Source organism: Mesorhizobium sp. WSM4845 (genome assembly GCF_055811455.1).
Window position 1 is genome coordinate 17,897 of sequence record NZ_JBVVQA010000006.1, and the last position, 17,242, is coordinate 35,138.

17 protein-coding genes and 2 pseudogenes are annotated in these 17,242 nt (G+C 63.7%); 12 read left to right on the forward strand and 7 right to left on the reverse strand.

Translation table 11 applies throughout. From position 1 onward, the window contains the following. The first annotated feature begins 2 nt into the window (after positions 1 to 2). The 3 genes from guaD to AC0L2C_RS09155 all read left to right on the forward strand — a co-directional run bounded on the left by guaD (position 3) and on the right by AC0L2C_RS09155 (position 3,157). Positions 3 to 1,316: a guanine deaminase gene (gene guaD, locus AC0L2C_RS09145; RefSeq protein ID WP_128168395.1), complete on the forward strand. Its 1,314-nt coding sequence runs from the start codon at positions 3 to 5 to the stop codon at positions 1,314 to 1,316. Positions 1,317 to 1,391: 75 nt separating this feature from the next. Beyond that, positions 1,392 to 1,895: a heme-degrading domain-containing protein gene (locus tag AC0L2C_RS09150; protein ID WP_473523222.1), complete on the forward strand. Its 504-nt coding sequence runs from the start codon at positions 1,392 to 1,394 to the stop codon at positions 1,893 to 1,895. Continuing rightward, positions 1,892 to 3,157: a glycerate kinase type-2 family protein gene (locus tag AC0L2C_RS09155; RefSeq protein ID WP_473523223.1), complete on the forward strand. Its 1,266-nt coding sequence runs from the start codon at positions 1,892 to 1,894 to the stop codon at positions 3,155 to 3,157. Before AC0L2C_RS09150 ends, AC0L2C_RS09155 begins: the two co-directional genes overlap by 4 nt. A 3-nt stretch (positions 3,158 to 3,160) precedes the next feature. Here the strand turns inward: AC0L2C_RS09155 and AC0L2C_RS09160 are convergent, their stop codons facing one another. From AC0L2C_RS09160 to AC0L2C_RS09180, 5 genes are all read right to left on the reverse strand, one after another. Further along, entirely contained in the window at positions 3,161 to 3,838 is a 678-nt protein-coding gene (locus AC0L2C_RS09160) for a UdgX family uracil-DNA binding protein (protein ID WP_287180501.1), read from the reverse strand. Positions 3,839 to 3,969: 131 nt separating this feature from the next. Then, positions 3,970 to 5,391, reverse strand: coding sequence for a glutamine synthetase family protein (locus tag AC0L2C_RS09165; RefSeq protein WP_473523224.1), 1,422 nt, complete (start codon positions 5,389 to 5,391; stop codon positions 3,970 to 3,972). 13 nt (positions 5,392 to 5,404) lie between these two features. Continuing rightward, positions 5,405 to 6,787: an aspartate aminotransferase family protein gene (locus tag AC0L2C_RS09170; protein ID WP_473523225.1), complete on the reverse strand. Its 1,383-nt coding sequence runs from the start codon at positions 6,785 to 6,787 to the stop codon at positions 5,405 to 5,407. Between the two features lie 126 nt (positions 6,788 to 6,913). Further along, positions 6,914 to 7,888, reverse strand: coding sequence for a WD40 repeat domain-containing protein (locus AC0L2C_RS09175; protein WP_473523226.1), 975 nt, complete (start codon positions 7,886 to 7,888; stop codon positions 6,914 to 6,916). A 257-nt stretch (positions 7,889 to 8,145) separates the two neighbouring features. Beyond that, positions 8,146 to 9,213, reverse strand: coding sequence for a CobW family GTP-binding protein (locus AC0L2C_RS09180; protein ID WP_473523227.1), 1,068 nt, complete (start codon positions 9,211 to 9,213; stop codon positions 8,146 to 8,148). A gap of 218 nt (positions 9,214 to 9,431) precedes the next feature. Between AC0L2C_RS09180 and AC0L2C_RS09185 the strand changes: the two genes are divergently transcribed. Both AC0L2C_RS09185 and AC0L2C_RS09190 read left to right on the forward strand, forming a co-directional pair. Continuing rightward, on the forward strand, positions 9,432 to 10,139 hold the full coding sequence (locus AC0L2C_RS09185; protein WP_473523228.1) for an intradiol ring-cleavage dioxygenase: 708 nt from the start codon (positions 9,432 to 9,434) through the stop codon (positions 10,137 to 10,139). Between the two features lie 220 nt (positions 10,140 to 10,359). Beyond that, on the forward strand, positions 10,360 to 10,830 hold the full coding sequence (locus tag AC0L2C_RS09190) for a MarR family winged helix-turn-helix transcriptional regulator (protein WP_023796815.1): 471 nt from the start codon (positions 10,360 to 10,362) through the stop codon (positions 10,828 to 10,830). Between the two features lie 16 nt (positions 10,831 to 10,846). Here AC0L2C_RS09190 and AC0L2C_RS09195 read toward each other — a convergent pair whose 3' ends face one another. After that, positions 10,847 to 11,725, reverse strand: a complete 879-nt coding sequence (locus AC0L2C_RS09195; protein WP_473523229.1) for an AraC family transcriptional regulator — start codon at positions 11,723 to 11,725, stop codon at positions 10,847 to 10,849. A gap of 35 nt (positions 11,726 to 11,760) precedes the next feature. Between AC0L2C_RS09195 and AC0L2C_RS09200 the strand changes: the two are divergent. From AC0L2C_RS09200 to AC0L2C_RS09220, 5 genes and pseudogenes are all read left to right on the forward strand, one after another. Next, a pseudogene (locus AC0L2C_RS09200) lies at positions 11,761 to 12,167 on the forward strand (DUF2000 family protein). Positions 12,168 to 12,217: 50 nt separating this feature from the next. Beyond that, positions 12,218 to 12,325: pseudogene (locus AC0L2C_RS09205) on the forward strand (EamA/RhaT family transporter); the annotation flags it as partial. Between the two features lie 122 nt (positions 12,326 to 12,447). Then, positions 12,448 to 13,470 carry a LacI family DNA-binding transcriptional regulator gene (locus tag AC0L2C_RS09210; RefSeq protein ID WP_023796812.1) on the forward strand — a complete coding sequence of 341 codons (1,023 nt, stop codon included), beginning with the start codon at positions 12,448 to 12,450 and terminating at the stop codon, positions 13,468 to 13,470. Further along, positions 13,467 to 14,450, forward strand: coding sequence for a 2-hydroxyacid dehydrogenase (locus tag AC0L2C_RS09215; RefSeq protein WP_128172903.1), 984 nt, complete (start codon positions 13,467 to 13,469; stop codon positions 14,448 to 14,450). Before AC0L2C_RS09210 ends, AC0L2C_RS09215 begins: the two co-directional genes overlap by 4 nt. A gap of 82 nt (positions 14,451 to 14,532) precedes the next feature. After that, complete coding sequence (locus tag AC0L2C_RS09220; RefSeq protein WP_031254017.1) at positions 14,533 to 14,928, forward strand: hypothetical protein; 396 nt, start codon at positions 14,533 to 14,535, stop codon at positions 14,926 to 14,928. A 17-nt stretch (positions 14,929 to 14,945) separates the two neighbouring features. On the opposite strand, the gene AC0L2C_RS09225 is transcribed toward AC0L2C_RS09220, so the two are convergent. Then, complete coding sequence (locus AC0L2C_RS09225) at positions 14,946 to 15,719, reverse strand: gamma-glutamyl-gamma-aminobutyrate hydrolase family protein (protein ID WP_473523230.1); 774 nt, start codon at positions 15,717 to 15,719, stop codon at positions 14,946 to 14,948. A 290-nt stretch (positions 15,720 to 16,009) separates the two neighbouring features. Here AC0L2C_RS09225 and AC0L2C_RS09230 point away from each other — a divergent pair, with 290 nt between their 5' ends. Together AC0L2C_RS09230 and AC0L2C_RS09235 are read left to right on the forward strand one after the other, a co-directional pair. Then, positions 16,010 to 17,119 (forward strand): TRAP transporter substrate-binding protein, encoded by a 1,110-nt coding sequence (locus AC0L2C_RS09230; protein ID WP_128168382.1) that lies wholly within the window; start codon positions 16,010 to 16,012, stop codon positions 17,117 to 17,119. Continuing rightward, the coding region (locus AC0L2C_RS09235) for a hypothetical protein (protein WP_473523231.1) at positions 17,011 to 17,242 on the forward strand (232 nt) is incomplete at its 3' end. The genes AC0L2C_RS09230 and AC0L2C_RS09235, both read left to right, overlap by 109 nt.

Below are 17,242 nucleotides of genomic sequence, written 5' to 3' on the forward strand. Positions count from 1 at the left end.
GCATGACCAGCACCCTCCTGCGCGGCCGCACGCTGTCCTTCCTGCGCTGGCCTGAGACCGTCGACGACCATTCCGCCTGGCGCTACGAGGACGACGGCGGCCTGCTGCTTCGCAACGGCAGGATCGTTGCCGCGGGCGCCTATGCCGACGTCGAGAAAAAGGCTGATGAAGGCGCAAAAAAGATCGACCACCGTCCGCATTTGCTGCTGCCTGGTTTCATCGACCCGCATGCGCATTTTCCGCAGATGCAGGTCATCGCCTCCTACGGCGCCGAACTGCTCGACTGGCTGAATACTTACACCTTTCCCGAGGAAACCAAATTCCAGAACGCCCAGCACGGCCGCCGCATCGCCAGGCTGTTCCTCGACGAGATGCTGCGCCACGGCACGACGACCGTCGCCGCCTATTGCTCGGTGCACAAGGAATCGGCCGAGGCGTTCTTCGCCGAGTCGCATCACCGCAACATGCTCAACATCGCCGGCAAGGTGATGATGGATCGCAACGCACCGGAGGGCGTGCTCGACACGCCGCAATCGGCCTATGACGACAGCAAGGCGCTGATTAAGGAGTGGCATGGCAAGGGGCGCCAGCACTATGCCATCACGCCGCGCTTCGCCATCACCTCGTCACCCGAGCAATTGGAAATGGCGGGCGCGCTGTGCCGCGAACATCCCGATCTGCACATGCAGACGCATCTGTCGGAAAATCACGCCGAGATTGCCTTTACGCTGCAACTCTACCCGCGGGCATGCGACTATACCGATGTCTACGAGCACCATGGGCTGCTCGGGCGCAAAAGCCTGTTCGGCCACTGCATCCATCTTTCGGAACGCGAGGCGGATGCGCTTTCGGATACGGGCTCGGTCGCCGTGTTCTGTCCGACCTCGAACCTGTTCCTCGGCTCGGGCCTGTTCGATTATCAGCGTTACCGCCGCCGCGAAAAACCACTCCGCATCGCCACCGCCACCGATATCGGCGGCGGCACCAATTACTCGATGCTGCGCACCATGGATGAGGGCTACAAGGTGATCGCGCTGAACGGCGAGAAGCTCAATCCGTTCCAGTCGTTCTGGCAGCTCACCCGCGGCAATGCCGATGCGCTGTCGATCGTGGAAAAGATCGGCACGCTCGACCAAGGCAGCGATGCCGACATCGTCGTCCTCGATGCCCGCGCCACGCCGGCCATGCGGCTGCGGATGGAGACGGCGGACACGCTGGCGGAGGAGCTGTTTCTGCTGCAGACGCTGGGCGACGACCGCGCCGTGCGCGAGGTCTACGTCGCCGGGCGGGCGATGAAGACGGATATGGCGGTTTAGCTATCCCACAAGTCCCGCTTGACCCAGCGGCAGCCATCGGTCAAAGCGTGCCGCGACGTTTGATAGGGGAACGACATGGCCGTTGCGGACGATATCGCGCTGATCCAGAAACAGGAAGCCGAGCTTGTCTTCTCGGTCTTTGACGAAGCTGTCGCCTTCAAGATCGGCTCGACGATCCGCGACCGGGCACTGGCCCAGGGTTTGCCGATCATCGTCGACATCAGGACCTTCGACCGGCCGCTGTTTTACGCGGCAATGCCGGGCTCGAACGCCTCCAATCCGGATTGGGCGCTGCGCAAGATCAACGTGGTGCGGCGGTTTTTGAGAAGCACCTACCGCATGGTGCTAGAGCAGCAGCGTCCCGACCGCAGCTTCAAGCCGGGCGAGGGGCTCGACATATCGGACTATGTGCTGGCCGGCGGGGGCTTTCCGGTCACTGTCAAGGGCGCCGGTGTGATCGGTGTGGTCGCGGTCTCGGGCCTGCCGGAGCGCGAGGATCACGGCGTCGTCGTCGATGCGCTGTGCAGCCATCTCGGCGTCGACGGGCGCGAGCTGGCACTGCCGCCGGAAGCAAAATGACAGAGATCGATCCCAAGACCTTCCTCGCCGCCATCTTCAATGCCGCCGTCGCCGCCGCCGATCCCCGGAGGACGATCAGGGATCATCTGCCGGCAACGCCGAAAGGGCGCACCATCGTCATAGGTGCAGGAAAAGGCTCGGCGCAGATGGCGGCGGCTTTCGAAAAAGTGTGGGACGGGCCGATAGAAGGGCTGGTCGTCACCCGCTACGGCTATGGCGCGGCATGCCAGCGCATCGAGATCATCGAGGCGGCGCATCCGGTGCCGGATGCCGCCGGGCTCGAAGCGTCGCGCCGGCTGCTCGAAAAGGTGCAGGGGCTGACCGCGGACGATCTGGTCGTGGCGCTCATCTCAGGCGGCGGCTCGGCGCTGCTGCCGGCGCCCGCCGAAGGTCTGTCGCTGGCTGACGAGATCGCCGTCAACGAGGCGCTGCTCGCCTCCGGCGCGCCGATCGCCGCCATGAACACAATCCGCAAGCATGTTTCCACCATCAAGGGCGGCAGGCTGGCGGCAGCTGCCTATCCGGCAAAGCTGGTGTCGCTGGTCGTCTCCGACATTCCCGGCGACAATCCGGCGCTTGTCGCTTCCGGCCCGACCGTTCCCGATTCCGGCAACCGCCAAGAGGCGCTGGCATCGATCGCCGCCTATGGCATGAAACTGCCGGCTGCCGTGATGGCGCATATCAATTCGCCGGCCGCCGATGCGCCGCGCGTCGATGATCCGCGTTTTTCCCGCAACGAAGTGCATCTGATCGCCTCGGCCGGCGTCTCGCTGGAAGCGGCTGCGGCCGAAGCCAGGCGCCATGGCATCGAGGCGGCCATCCTCTCCGATTCCATCGAGGGCGAAGCGCGCGAAGTTGGGGGTGTCCATGCGGCAATCGCCCGTGAAGTCGCGACGCGCAACCGGCCTTTCCCGAAGCCCGTGCTGATTCTATCAGGCGGTGAGACGACGGTGACCGTGCGGGCGAAGGGCAAGGGCGGTCGTAACACCGAGTTTCTGCTTGCCTTCGCCATCGGCATCAGCGGCATGGAGGGTGCCCATGCACTGGCCGCTGACACCGATGGCATCGACGGTTCGCAGGACAATGCCGGCGCCTTTGCCGACGGCTCGACGGTGTCGCGGATGCGGGCGGCAGGCGTCGATGCCAAGGCGATGCTTGCGGGCAACAATGCCTGGACGGCATTCAACGCCGTCGGCGATCTCTTCGTGCCCGGCCCGACCGGGACGAACGTCAATGATTTGAGGGCAATCCTGATCAGATAGGGGTCAGGCGACCATCAGCTTTTTCACTGCCTTCATGTCCTGCAGGAACCGCTCGCGTTCGGCCTGCTTGTCCGCCGGCTCGCGAATACGCAGGATGAAGGACGGGTGGATGGTGACGAACACAGGCAAGCCATCGTCCCGATCCACGACCGCGCCGCGCATCTTCATGATCGGCACGACCTTCCCGAGCAGTGACTGCGCCGCCGTTGCGCCGAGCGCCACCGCCAGATTGGGCTTGATCAGATCGAGCTCCCTGTCGAGCCACCAGCGGCAGGCCTGTACCTCGCCGGTATTTGGCTTCGAGTGGATGCGCCGCTTGCCGCGCGGCTCGAACTTGAAATGCTTGACCGCATTGGTGACATAGACTTTCAGCCGGTCGACGCCGGCATCGTCCAGGATGGCGTCGAAGACTTTTCCGGCCGGACCGACGAAAGGTTTGCCGGCCAGATCCTCCTGGTCGCCTGGCTGTTCACCGACGAAAACCACCTTGGCCTTGTCAGGCCCTTCGCCGAACACGGTCTGCGTTGCGTTGCGCCACAGCGGGCAGCGGCGACAGGCCTTCGCCACTTCGCTGAGTTCGGGAATGGTGCTTGCGCCATCGTCTTCTGCCGTCTCAGGCAATTCAGGCTTGGGCCAGCGTCTTGCCTGCACCTTGGCGTGGTGTGGAGAATTTGTCTGCATCCTGGCGATCATGGCTTATGCGGCCTTGCCCGCTGCTGCGATCAGATGCGGAATGAGCGAAGCCCCAGAAAGGTTCCTTCAAATAGCCGGGACCCGGCTTTCGCTGGGCGAATGACCGGCGATGCGATGCCTCACACCTCGTGCAGATAGAGATGATAATCCAGTTCGCTGACCGTGCGCGCCACCCGCAGATATTCGGATTGCTTGATCGCCACGAATGTTCGGTGCAGGTCTTCCCCCAGCGCCGCTTTGAGGAATGTCGAGGCCCTTGCCGCCTCGATCGCGGCGCGCCAGTCCACCGGCATGGTGGTGCGCGTGATTGCTGATTCGTAGCCATTGCCGGTGGTTTCGGGGCCTGGATCGAGGCCCTCATCGAGACCCTTGACGATGCCGGCCAGCACGGTTGCCGCCACCAGATAGGGGTTGGCGTCGACGCCCGACGGCCGGTGCTCGATGCGCCGGTTTTTCGCGTCGCCAGCCGGCACGCGCAATGCCACCGAGCGGTTGTTGACCCCCCAGGTCGGCGCCACCGGCGCATAGGATTGCGAAACGAAACGCCGCCATGAATTGGCGTGCGGTGCAAACACCAGCATCGATTCGGCCATGGTCTGGATGAGGCCGCCCAGTCCGCGCAGCAGCGGCAAGGACCAGTTCTCGCCGCTGGCTTCGGCAAAGACGTTGTTGCCGGCCTTGTCCTGCAGCGAGACATGGAAATGCATGCCGGAGCCGGCGTATTTCTCGATCGGCTTGGCCATGAAGCAGGCAGTGACGCCGTGGCGGCGCGCCTGCGCCCGCACCAGCCGCTTCAGCATGACGAGGTCGTCGGCGGCCCGCATCACGTCCTTGCGATAGTTAAGCGTCAGTTCGTACTGGCCGGGCGCATATTCGGAAATGACCGTCTCGGCCGGGATGCCTTGCACCCTGGCCGCGGCATAGATATCGGAAAACAGCGGCTCCATGCCGTGCAGATGGTCGACGGAATAGACCTCTGTCTTGGCCGAGCGGCGGCCGTCGAGCACCGCGTGCGCCGGCTGCACCTTGCCGTCGGCGTCGCGCTCGTTGGCAAGCAGGAAGAATTCGAGCTCGAAGGCGCCGGCCGGATGCAGGCCCTTGGCCGCCAGTATCTCCACCTGACGGCCCAACGCCAGGCGCGGGTCGGAGGACATCGGCTGGCCATCGAGATGGTACATCGCCATCAGCACCTGGCCGCGCGGCGGCTGTGTGCCGAACAGCGGCACCAGCGTGCCGGGGATCGGCCATGCCCGCAGGTCGCCGTCGCCCGTCGTCCAGATCAGTCCGGTCTCGTGCACGTCCTCGCCGGTGATGTCGAGGCCGAGGATCGAGATCGGCATATGCCTGCCGCCCTCGAAGATGCTCATCAACTCGTGCCGGCGCACGATCTTGCCACGCCCGACGCCATTGGCATCGGTCAGCACGATGTCGAACGCTTCGATCTCGGGATGGGCGTCGAGAAAGGTATGCGCCTCGGCGGGCGTTGAGCCCGAAGGGGAGGCGATGATGGCGTTCAAAGTTTGCTTGTGCGCTTCTCTCATGTGCAAGCTTGTCTCATGCCGCGAGCCTTGCCGCAACCGCGCCGAAGGCGGCGATCAGGCGGTTCACTTGGGCCGCGCTGGTCGCCGGCGAGATCAGCATCATGTTGTGGAACGGCGCGATCAGCACGCCGCGATTGACCAGCGCGACATGGACAGCCGCTTCGAGCGCCGGTGCGTGCGCTGCTTCCGCCTCGCCGCCATTCCTCAGCGGGCCGGGTGCGCAGATGAACTCGACGCGGGCGCCGACTCGGGCAACATGCCAAGGCAGGCGGTAACGGTCGATGACGGCGGTCAGCCCGGCGTCGAGCCGCCGCGCCAGATGGTCCATATGGCTATAGTTCTCGTCGGTCATCACCTCTTCGAGCGTGGCGCGCATCGCTGCGAACTGCAGCGGATTGGCCGAGAGCGTCGTGCCCATGCCGGAATAGCCTGGTTCCTTGGTCCTGACATAGTCGGCATAGCGGGTGGCGACGCCCTCGCTCATGCCCCAGACGCTGGCTGGCACGCCGCCGGCGATTGGCTTGCCGAGCACGAACAGGTCCGGCTCCAGGCCATGTTTCCTGGTGTAGCCGCCGGGACCGGTCGAGATCGTGTGCGTCTCGTCGATCAGAAGCAGGGTGCCAGCGGCGCGGGTGAGACGCCGCAGCGCGTTGTGGAAGCCGGGATCGGGCAGCACCATGCAGGAATTGGTCAGCACCGGCTCGGTGACGACACAGGCGATTTGCTGGTCCCGGAGTGCTGTCTCAAGCGCCGGCACATCGTTGAACTCGACGACATCGGTCGCCCGGGTCAGGTCGCGGAATTCGCCGGCCAGTCCTGGCCGGTTGGCCGGTCTGCCGCCGACCAGACGCACCATCGTCTCGTCGACCGAGCCGTGATAGCAGCCGTTGAAGACCAGGATCTTGCCCCGGCCGGTGATGGCGCGGGCGACGCGCAGCGCGAAGCGGTTGGCATCGGTCGCCGTTGTCGCAATCTGCCAGAACGGCAGGCCGAAGTGCTGTTGCAGCAGCGGGCCGATGGCGAGTGCATCTTCCGAAGGCAGCATGTAGGTCAGGCCGCGTCCGGCCTGCCTACGGATGGCGTGGGCGACCGGCGGCGGCGAGTGGCCGAACATCGAGCCGGTGTCGCCGAGGCAGAAATCATCGAGCCGATTGCCGTCGATGTCAGTGATAGTGGCGCCTCTGGCGCTGTCGACCATTATCGGGAACGGCGTCGGCCAGTCGTTCATCCAGTGCATCGGCACGCCGCCGAAGAAACCCGGCAGGCCGTTGCCGACCTTGGCTGCCGATTTCGGCCTTGCCTTGCGGAAGGCTTCGGCCTCGGTCTCGCGCAGATCCGCGATGCGAGCAGTGCTGATGCCACCGATCGCCATCTTTGAATGGTCGATTGTATGCATGAATACCCCCTCATGCGTCACTCTAGCCAATCGGCGGCCGGAACCGCAATTGGCCGCGCGGTTCAGTGACAGAGGGCAATAGGGGAATGTGTTCCTACTCCCTTACTGCCCTACTCCCCTACGGCCCTAGGCCGAGATATCGATGACGCCGCAGTCGCCGGCGGCGCTGCCGAAGGCGACGCGGCGTTCCTCCTTGTCCCACATCATCGAGGTAATGGCGCCCTTGCCCGGTCGGCGCAGAAGCACCTCCTTGGCGTCCGCGAAACGCACCGCCATCACCATGCCGTCGTCATAGCCGACGGCGACGACATCCTGGCTCGGATGGCAGGCGACCGAGGTCACCATGGCGTTGCCGCGCGTGCCGAGTTCCAGCGGCGCCTTGCCCATCGGCCCGTCCTTGCCCGAAAACGGCCAGACGATCGCCGCCGGGGCTCCGGAACTGGCCAGCCATTTTCCCTTGGCGCTCCACGACAGGCTTTTGACCTTGCCGGGATAGCCGCTCATCCGCATGTGCTTGCCATCGGCGAGCTTCCAGCCATGCAGCGCGTTCTCCTGCATGGTGGTGACGAGGAAGGCGCCATCAGGCGAGAAGGTGATGCCGGTATGGGCGCCGGCCCATTCCAGCTCGACCGGCTTGCCGTTCGCCGCCGGGAAATGCAGCGTCGCGCCATTGTAGCGGGCGACGCCGAAGCGCATCCCCTTGGGCGAGAACGCCAGCCCCTCGACCGAACGCGGATGCAGGAATTCCTTGGTCTTGCCGTCGGTGAAACGCACGAAGGCGATCTTGCCCGAGGCATAGGCGACAGCGCCTTGTGGTCCGGCGGCGACGCTGGTGATCCATTTCTTCCCGGCGCTTGCCAATTCTGCCGCATTGCCGCCGGCGGTAACGGAAAAAATCTTGCCGTCCTCGCCGCCGGTGATCAGCCTGTCGTTGGCCGCATCGTGCAAGGCGGCGAGAAGCCCGTCATTGGCCAGCGCCGTCTTGTGGCCATGGTCCAGCCGATGGATCGTGCCGTCGGCCAGCGCGAAATGCGGCACGTCGCCAAGGAAGGCGGCGGCGATGCAATGTCCCTGGAGATCAAGCGGGGCGACTGTCGGCATGGGAGATTCCATTCGAGATTTCGGCTGGTGGTCTACCCGCGCGGGAGCGGCCAGCGCCGGTATGTGCAGCTCTCCCTCTCCCCTTGTGGGAGAAGGTGGATTGGCGCGCAGCGCCAAGACGGTTGAGGGGTGCTGGACGGAATGCCGTCGTTGCCAAGCTGGAACACCCCCTCATCCGACCGAGCTTCGCTCGGCCACCCTCTCCCACAAGGGGAGAAGGAGAGAAGCGGCAGCGCTAGCGTTATAAGGCCTAGAAATCAAGCCGCCTGGCAGGCATCAAAACTCTTCTTCAGCCGCTCGGCGTCGAGCTCGCGGCCGATGAACACCAGCCGGCTCTCGTGCTTCTCGCCGTCCTTCCAGGCGCGCTGATGGTCGCCCTCGATGATCATGTGCACGCCCTGAATGACGTAGCGCTCGTCATCGCCTTTAAGTGCGATGATCCCTTTCAGACGCAGGATGTTAGGGCCTTCCATCTGGGTGATCTTCTCGATCCAGGGGAAGAATTTTTTCGGGTCCATCTCGCCGCCCCGCAGAGACACCGACTGCACCGTCACGTCATGGATATCGGACGGGTGCGCGTGATCATGGTGATGATGCCCGTCATGATCGTGATGATCATGATCATGGTCATGGTCATGGTCATGGTCATGATGGTCGTGGTCGTCACGCGCCTCAAGGAAATGCGGATCGTTCTCCAGCGCCCGGGAAAGGTCGAAGGCGCCGCGGTCGAGCACCTCGGACAGCGCCACGCCGGCGCGCGTGGTGCGATGGATCCGGGCCGCCGGGTTGATCGCGCGGATCGTCGCCTCGACCTTGCTCAGTTCGTCCGGCGTGACGAGATCGGTCTTGTTTAGCACGACGACATCGGCAAAGGCGATCTGGTCCTCGGCTTCGCGGGAATCCCTCAGCCGCAACGGCAGGTGCTTGGCGTCGACCAGCGCCACCACCGCGTCGAGCCTGGTCTTGGAGCGCACGTCGTCGTCCATGAAGAAGGTCTGCGCCACCGGCACCGGATCGGCGAGGCCGGTCGTCTCGATCACGATGGCGTCGAAGCGGCCTGGCCGACGCATCAAGCCCTCGACGACGCGGATCAGGTCGCCGCGCACCGTGCAGCAGACGCAACCATTGTTCATCTCGTAGATTTCCTCGTCGGATTCCACGATCAACTCGTTGTCGATGCCGATCTCACCGAACTCATTGACGATGACGGCGTAGCGCTTGCCGTGGCTTTCCGAAAGGATGCGGTTTAGCAGCGTCGTCTTGCCGGCGCCAAGATAGCCGGTGAGAACGGTTACGGGGATTTGTATCGTCTGTGCATCGCTCATGTTGGGCCTCGAAAAGGATTGTTGGCTCCATATAGGATGCACGCCCTGCTTTTGCACGTCGCAACCGATGGGCCAAACAGGTCGCCAACATTGCCGGGTTTTCCCAACATTGCTGGGTTTCCATTGGCGTTGGCTGGCCTCACTGACTAGATAAGACCAAGCCAGCTTGCTCGACAGAAACCAAAAAGAGGCGCCGGAAGTCCGACAAACCGTCCTCCTTGCCGTTGAGCCGGCGCCAGGCGCTTGGCCTCATTGCCGTTAGCGCGGTCGGCGGTGTCTTTCTACCGGGCATCGCGCTGGCGCAGCAGGCCTCGCCCTATGCCGGGCTTGCCCTGTTCGATAGCGGCGCCGGCGTCTGCGCGATCACACCGGAAGCGACCGAGGGCCCGTTCTATTTCGACCCGAAGCTCGAACGCGCCGATATAACCGAAGGCAAAGCGGGCATTGCCCTCAATCTGCGGCTGCAGGTCATCGACGCAGGCTGCCGGCCGCTTGCCGGCGCGCGGGTCGATATCTGGCATTGCGACGCGCAAGGCCATTATTCAGGCTATCCGGGACAAGGCGACGGCCAGGATGTCGATACGTCAGGCCAGAGTTTTCTGCGCGGTTGGCAAGAGACCGATGACAGCGGCATCGTCTCGTTCGCCACCATCTATCCCGGCTGGTATCGCGGCCGCACCACCCACATCCATTTCAAAGTCTTCCCCAACGACAATTCGGTGATGATCGGCCAGCTGTTTTTCCCCGACGGCCTGAGCGAACAGATATTCACCACTGTCGCGCCCTACACCGACCGGTCCGGCAAGCGGGATACGTCGAACGCCAGGGACGGTATCGCGCGGCGCGCCGGGCCGCTTTCGCAGGCGGCGCTGCGCGAGGTGGCGGACGCCTACCAGGCCTTGATGATCGTCGCGGTGAGGGGCTGATTGAGACCCGCATCGGTGCGGCGCTCCTGCCGAACCCGTCCACCTGCGCTGAAAACTCGTTTGTCATCTAACTGAAATAAACATCTGGCATTAGCCACGGCGGACACCACATCGCTTGCCGGCAAAGCTGTTTTGCAAAGCCGGATCTTTTGATCGTCCATTGCTAACCGGGCGGCTGCCTCTATGCTGTCCACACCGGTTGGGCCGAAGAGGGATAACCATGGCCAAGGCGGACAAGACTGCGACAATGAGCCGGCTGCATTCGGCGGCGCGGCTGGCGCGTACGGCACTCGCCGCGCGGCTTTTGGCGCACGGCTTCTATGCCGGCCAGGACCAGATCATGCTGGCGCTCGACCGTGAGGACGGGCAGACGCCCGGCAATCTTGCCGGTCGCCTCGGTGTTCGCCCGCCGACCATCACCAAGACCATCAACCGGCTGCAGGCGCAGGGCTTTCTGGAAAAACGCGCTTCCTCCGCCGATGCCCGCCAAGCCCATATCTTTCTGACCGACACTGGCCGCGAAATCATTCATGCCATCGAGAAATCGGTGAAGAAGACCGAGAAGCAGGCGCTGAAGGGGCTCGATAAAAAGGACCAGAAGGCGCTGTTCAAGCTGCTCGCCCGCGTTGAGGCGAACCTCTCGAACGGAGAGATGGTTCTCGTCGATGACGAGATCGACGCCGACGAATGATCCGCGGCTGACGCCATCAGGCAGCGGCTGCTGACGATCCATGCACCAATGCCGACCAGCGGCCCGGCGTGACACCGAACGCCTTCTTGAAGTGCCTGCTGAAATGACTTTGGTCGTTGAAACCGGCCGCTATTGCGATCTGCGCCAATGACTCGCTCGCCTCGATCATGCGGCGTGCTCGCTGAAGCCGGCGCATCAAGAGAAAGCGGTGCGGACTGGTGGAGAAAGCGGCACGGAAATGCCGCGACAGGGCATAACGATCGAGCCCAGTGATCGCCTCCAGTTCCTCGGAACGGACGGTACGGAAAACATTTTCTTCCAGATAGTCGCGTGCCAGGCTGACAGCCCGCCACGCTGTCCTTGGGATCGGTTTCGCCGGCAGGCCTGAATGCCGTGCCAGGCTTTGCATCAATTGCGCAACGAAGTCGGCGACAAACAGATCGTCCAGCTTCTGGTCCAACGGCCCCAGCGCCGAAAGCAGCCGCGTGCGGAAAACAGGATCCGTCACCACGGCATTCCTGACGAAAGGCAGCGATGCGCCTGTCTGATCGAGGCAGTCCAGCACGATGGACGGCTCCAGATAAAGCATCCTGTAACGCAAACCGTCTTCAGTGCCGGCGCCGCCATCGTGCAATTCGTCGGGATGGAGCACGATAATCTGGCCGGGCAGGCTCTGATGCGTCGCGCCGCGATACCGGAAAGTCTGGACGCCATGCAGCGTCACGCCGATGGCGTAGGTATCGTGACGATGGAGATCGAAGGCGCTGCCGTGGAACCGGGCCTCGATACGCTCCATTCCGACGCAATCGGGCGCCGAGATGACGCAGTTCTCAGCCGCGTCAACGCACAAACGTCCAAGACCCTGAAAGGCCTCGCCATCTAGACCGTGTGACATCGCTTCATTCACAAACCTCGAATGGCAAATGTCTCATGTTCGACACGAAATTTGCAATCGTGCTGCAGGATAACCTTCCCGTCTGGCAAAAGCTCAACGTAACCGCGTTCCTGACCAGCGGCATCGTCGCGCAGTATAGCGACATCATAGGCGAACCCTATCGCGACCGCGCCGGCAATATCTATAATCCGCTCTCGATCCAGCCGATCATCGTGCTTTCGGCCGAACGCTCGACGCTCACTGCGATCCACCGGCGGCGCTGAAGCGCGGTGTGACGACCTCGCTCTACGTCGACGAAATGTTTTCGACCGGCCACGACGCGGCGAACCGCGCCGTCTTTGCCGAATTCGCACCCGACGATGCCAAGGTCGTCGGAATCGCGCTGCGCGCCGAAAAGAAGCTTGTCGACAAGATCACCAAAGGTGCCCGCATGCATCCCTGATGCATATCGACACTGGTTCATCCTGTTGACGCTCGGTGTCCTAGGTGCTCGTCATCGTCGCCAGCGGCTTTTATATCATTCATCGCGAGCACCGGCTTCGCGTGCGCAACCGCGCTGCCCTCGACGTCGAGGTGGATTCGCTGGCAAAAAAACTTTGATTTGTTTCGGAAGGGTGGCATAAGGCCGCGTTTAAACTGTTTAGACCATGATCCCGAAAACGGGCATCCGGTTTCGCTGGAGATCATGGATCAGCTCTGGATCGTCGGGGGAGCGCAAGGCGCTGGCACAGAAGATCAAGCTTTCGACGATCGCGGATGCGCTCGGTGTGTCCACGGCCACGGTCTCGCTGGCCCTGCGCGACAGCCCGCTGGTTGCTGGAAACACCCGCGATCGCATCAAGGAACATGCCCGCGCCATCGGCTATATCTACAATCGCCGCGCCGCCAGCCTGCGCACCTCGCGTTCGGGTATCGTCGGCGTCGTCGTCCACGACATCATGAATCCTTTCTTCGCCGAGATCCTGCGCTCGATCGAAAGCGAGCTCGACCGCAGCCGGCAGACCTTCATCCTGTCGAACCATTACGACCAGCTCGAAAAGCAGCGCACCTTCATCGACACGCTGCTGCAGCTTGGCGCCGACGGCGTCATCATGTCGCCGGCCATCGGCACGCCGCCCGAAGACATCTTCATGGCCGAGGAAAACGGCCTGCCGGCGGTGCTGATCGCACGCACCGTCGAAGGCGCTGACGTGCCGGTGTTTCGTGGCGACGATGCCTATGGCACCGGGCTAGCCACCAACCATCTGATCTCGCTCGGCCATAAACGCATCGCCATGATCGGCGGCACCGACCAGACCTCGACCGGCCGCGACCGCTACCAAGGCTATCTCAACGCCATGGAGGCGGCAGGGCTGGAGGTCAGGCCGTCCTGGCGCATTCCCGGCCCGCGCACCAAACAGGCTGGCTTCGAGGCCGCCGGGCAGTTCCTGGCGCTGAAGGACAAGCCGACCGCGGCCTGCTGCTGGAACGACCTCGTCGCCATCGGCCTGATGAACGGCATTGCACGCGCCGGACTCGTGCCGGGCATTGACATATCCGTGACCGGCTACGACGATCTCGAGGAAGCAGCGATCGCAACGCCGGCGCTGACCACCGTGTGGAATGGCCAGCGTGAAGTTGGCCGCCGCGCCGCCAGCGCGCTGCTCGACAAGCTCAATGGGCAGATGGTGCGACCGTCGCAGGAACTGATCAAGCCGGAACTGCATGTGCGCCAGTCGACCGGCAAACCAGTGGAACGTGCATGACAAAAGCCGAACAGCAGCAAGCAGTCGCCATTCTGGTGCCGGGCCAATTCAACGACCACGCGGTCGGCCGCATCGACCGGACGTTCAGCCGTGCCTGGATCGAACGGCCTGATGCGTCGCTGGTCACCGACGAGATGCGCCGGACGGTGCGCGGCATTGCCGCCTTTGGCGGGATCAACGCAGCCCTCATCGACGCGCTGCCGAATCTCGAGATCATCGCCAATTTCGGCGTCGGCTATGATTCGGTCGATGCCCGTCACGCAGCGCAGCGCGGCGTCATGGTCACCAACACGCCGGATGTGCTGACCGAGGAGGTCGCCGATACGGCGATCGGGCTTTTGATCAACACCGTCCGCGAGCTGCCGCGCGCCGAGACCTGGCTGCGCGACGGCAGTTGGGCACGCAATGGCAACTATCCGCTAAGCCGGCTGACCTTGCGCGGCCGTCGTGTCGGTATTTTCGGCATGGGCCGCATCGGTCTCGCCATTGCGCGCCGGCTGGAGGCCTTTGGGCTGCCGATCGCCTACCATAACCGGCGCCAGGTCGAAGGCTTGCCCTACGAATACCACGGCACGCTGAAAGGCCTTGCCGAGGCGGTCGATACGCTGATCTCGGTGGCGCCCGGCGGCGCCTCGACGGAAAAGGCGGTCAACGTCGAGATCCTGTCGGCGCTCGGCCCGAATGGCGTCTTCGTCAACATCGGTCGCGGCAGCACGATCGACGAGGCAGCTCTTGCCGCGGCGCTTGCCGGCGGCACCATCGCCGCTGCCGGGCTCGACGTCTTCGCTGACGAGCCGAACGTGCCGCCGGCGCTGCTCGCCGCCCCCAACACTTCACTTTTGCCGCATGTCGGCTCGGCTTCGGAACATACCCGCCGCGCCATGGCCGATCTGTGCGTCGACAATCTGATTTCCTGGTTTTCGAAGGGGAGGGCGTTGACGCCGGTGCCGGAAACGGAAAAGCTCAAGGCGCGCAGCTGAGCGGCACGCTTTCCTATTTGTTAACCACGGTTTAACGCTTTGAAATCATCTTTATCTATCGCCAAACACCCGGAGAACGCAGATGAAAGCACTTGCTGCATTGATAGCGGTGGTCGCGCTGTTCGGCAGCGTTCAGCTGTTTCACAGCGGCGGAGGCGAAGGCCGCACAGCCGATGAGTCAGCGCAGTCGCCCGGCGACTACCGGCTGGTGGCCAATGGCGACGAAGCGTCCTGCGCGGTCAAGCGCGGCACTGAGGTTGCGCATGGCCTGTCGCTGTTGACGGTCACTGCGAATTGCCACCGTGTCTTGCCCGGCATCGAGCGCGCGAAATTCTGGCGTGAGCAGGATGACGGCACGGTCACCTTCAGCGCGAACGGCATCGACCCGATCGTCACTTTCGGCGTCGCCGACGGCGACGGTTATGAATCCTACGCACCAGCCCTGCCGCTGCTGTCGCTGGCGGCCGGCAGCGATTGACGTTGACGTCCGACGAACTATTCCGCGGCGGCCCACGCGCCGGATTTCGCCGCGGCGTGCAGGCGCACCGCGTCGCCGAAGGCGCGGAATATCCTTGCTGAGACGCTGTCCGACTTGACCCAGTATTCGGGATGCCACTGGACGCCGACGGCGAAAGCACGGGCGTCGCGCACCGAAACCGCCTCGACCGTGCCGTCGCTGGCTACCGCCTCTATCTGCAGCTTCGGGCCGAGCCGGTCGATGGCCTGGCGGTGCACCGAATTGACTATGATGTCGCCTGCCCCGAACATGTCGGCGAGGCAGCTTCCGGGCTTGATCGAAATGGTCTGGCGGATGGCGAAGCGTTCGTCTTGATTGTCGCTCGCCGGTGCGCGATGATCCAGCGATCCCTCGCGCTCCTGGATTTCTGTGGCCAGCGTGCCGCCCAGCGCCACATTCATCTCCTGGATGCCGCGGCAGATGGCGAGCAGCGGCACGCCGCGCTCCACTGCCTTGCGGATCAGCGGCAGCGTCGTGGCGTCGCGGGCAGGATCGTAGGGGCCGTTGGCTTCGCTGGCATCGCCGCCATAGAGCGAGGGATGAACATTGGACTTCGAGCCGGTGATCATGACGCCGTCGACCGATGACAGGAGTTCATCGAAATCGAGCCGGTCGCCGAAGGACGGCACCAGCACCGGGAACACGCCGGCCGCCGAAAGCGCCGCCTCCAGATATTGCTGCGGAGCGGCATGCCAGGTGTAGTTGTCGAACTGGCGGACATCGGTCGATATGGCGACTAGCGGCTGCTGCATTTTTGATCCGGGTCCATTCAGTGCAAGGATATGTTCTGTCTTTTAAAATAGGCGATCCGACGGCGCTTTGCCATGACAAGTTCGGCATCTCGCATGAGCCACGGAAAGGGCGTTAGACTTAAGTTGCAGGAGGCGTGTTCGCGCCCGCGTATTTCGCGAAAACGCCGCCGGCAAAACCGGCTCCCATGGCTGGACTCGACTTCTTGCCCGTGTATTGTTTGCCGCGAAGCCGATCCGGGGCACAGAGCATCTCCCGAACGTCGGTCTGTTGATCCAATAGGGAGGACTTCATGGATCGTCGATCATTCATCCGCAAGGCCGGTGTGACCGGTGTCGGCGCTGCGGCGGCTACGGCGGCGCTTGCCGCGCCGGCTATCGCCCAAACCAATCCGAAAGTGACATGGCGCCTGGCGTCGTCCTTCCCGAAATCCCTCGATACGATCTATGGTGGCGCCGAGGTCTTTTCCAGGATGCTTTCGGAGGCGACCGACGGCAACTTCCAGGTCCAGGTCTTCGCCGCTGGTGAACTGGTGCCCGGCCTGCAGGCCGCGGACGCCACCACCGCCGGCACCGTCGAGGCCTGCCATACGGTGGCATATTATTATTGGGGCAAGGACCCGACATGGGCACTAGGTGCCGCGGTTCCGTTCTCGCTCAACGCGCGCGGCATCAATGCCTGGCATTACCACGGCGGCGGCATCGACCTGTTCAACGAGTTTCTCGCCACGCAGGGCCTTTTTGGCCTGCCGGGCGGCAACACCGGCGTGCAGATGGGCGGCTGGTTCCGCAAGGAGATCAACACCGTCGCTGACCTTTCGGGACTCAAGATGCGCATCGGTGGCTTTGCCGGCAAAGTGGTGGAAAGGCTCGGCGTCGTGCCGCAGCAGATCGCCGGCGGCGATATATATCCAGCGCTGGAGAAAGGCACCATCGACGCCGCCGAATGGGTCGGCCCTTATGACGATGAGAAGCTCGGGTTCTACAAGGTCGCGCCCAATTATTATTATCCCGGCTGGTGGGAAGGCGGGCCGACCGTCCATCTGATGTTCAACAAGGCGAAATACGAGGAGCTTTCGCCGGCCTACAAGGCGCTGGTGCGCACCGCCGCGCAGGCCGCCGACGCCAACATGCTGCAGAAATACGACTTTCTGAATCCGGCGGCCGTGAGGCGACTGGTGTCCGCGGGCGCCAAATTGCGCCCGTTCAGCCCGGAAATCCTGGCAGCCTGCTCCGAAAAGGCAAACGAGGTCTATGCCGAGATGGAAGCCTCGAACGCGCCGTTCAAGAAGATATGGGACTCGATCAAGGCGTTCCGCAAGGAGCACTATCTCTGGGCGCAGGTGGCCGAGTACAACTACGACACCTTCATGATGGTCCAGCAGCGCAGCGGCAAACTCTGACAACAGTTTCGGGGGGGGGGGGGGGGGGGGGGGGGGGGGGGGGGGGGGGGGGGGGGGGGGTTGTGGGGGGGGGGGGGGGGGCCCCGCCCCCCCCCCCCCGGCGGGGGGGGGGGGGGGGGGCGC

Coding starts and splice junctions, on each gene's coding strand:
- guaD (WP_128168395.1), top strand. CDS start 3: ATGACCAGCACCCTCCTGCGCGGCCGCACGCTGTCCTTCCTGCGCTGG.
- AC0L2C_RS09150 (WP_473523222.1), top strand. CDS start 1,392: ATGGCCGTTGCGGACGATATCGCGCTGATCCAGAAACAGGAAGCCGAG.
- AC0L2C_RS09155 (WP_473523223.1), top strand. CDS start 1,892: ATGACAGAGATCGATCCCAAGACCTTCCTCGCCGCCATCTTCAATGCC.
- AC0L2C_RS09160 (WP_287180501.1), bottom strand. CDS start 3,838: ATGCAGACAAATTCTCCACACCACGCCAAGGTGCAGGCAAGACGCTGG.
- AC0L2C_RS09165 (WP_473523224.1), bottom strand. CDS start 5,391: ATGAGAGAAGCGCACAAGCAAACTTTGAACGCCATCATCGCCTCCCCT.
- AC0L2C_RS09170 (WP_473523225.1), bottom strand. CDS start 6,787: ATGCATACAATCGACCATTCAAAGATGGCGATCGGTGGCATCAGCACT.
- AC0L2C_RS09175 (WP_473523226.1), bottom strand. CDS start 7,888: ATGCCGACAGTCGCCCCGCTTGATCTCCAGGGACATTGCATCGCCGCC.
- AC0L2C_RS09180 (WP_473523227.1), bottom strand. CDS start 9,213: ATGAGCGATGCACAGACGATACAAATCCCCGTAACCGTTCTCACCGGC.
- AC0L2C_RS09190 (WP_023796815.1), top strand. CDS start 10,360: ATGGCCAAGGCGGACAAGACTGCGACAATGAGCCGGCTGCATTCGGCG.
- AC0L2C_RS09195 (WP_473523229.1), bottom strand. CDS start 11,725: ATGTCACACGGTCTAGATGGCGAGGCCTTTCAGGGTCTTGGACGTTTG.
- AC0L2C_RS09215 (WP_128172903.1), top strand. CDS start 13,467: ATGACAAAAGCCGAACAGCAGCAAGCAGTCGCCATTCTGGTGCCGGGC.
- AC0L2C_RS09220 (WP_031254017.1), top strand. CDS start 14,533: ATGAAAGCACTTGCTGCATTGATAGCGGTGGTCGCGCTGTTCGGCAGC.
- AC0L2C_RS09225 (WP_473523230.1), bottom strand. CDS start 15,719: ATGCAGCAGCCGCTAGTCGCCATATCGACCGATGTCCGCCAGTTCGAC.
- AC0L2C_RS09230 (WP_128168382.1), top strand. CDS start 16,010: ATGGATCGTCGATCATTCATCCGCAAGGCCGGTGTGACCGGTGTCGGC.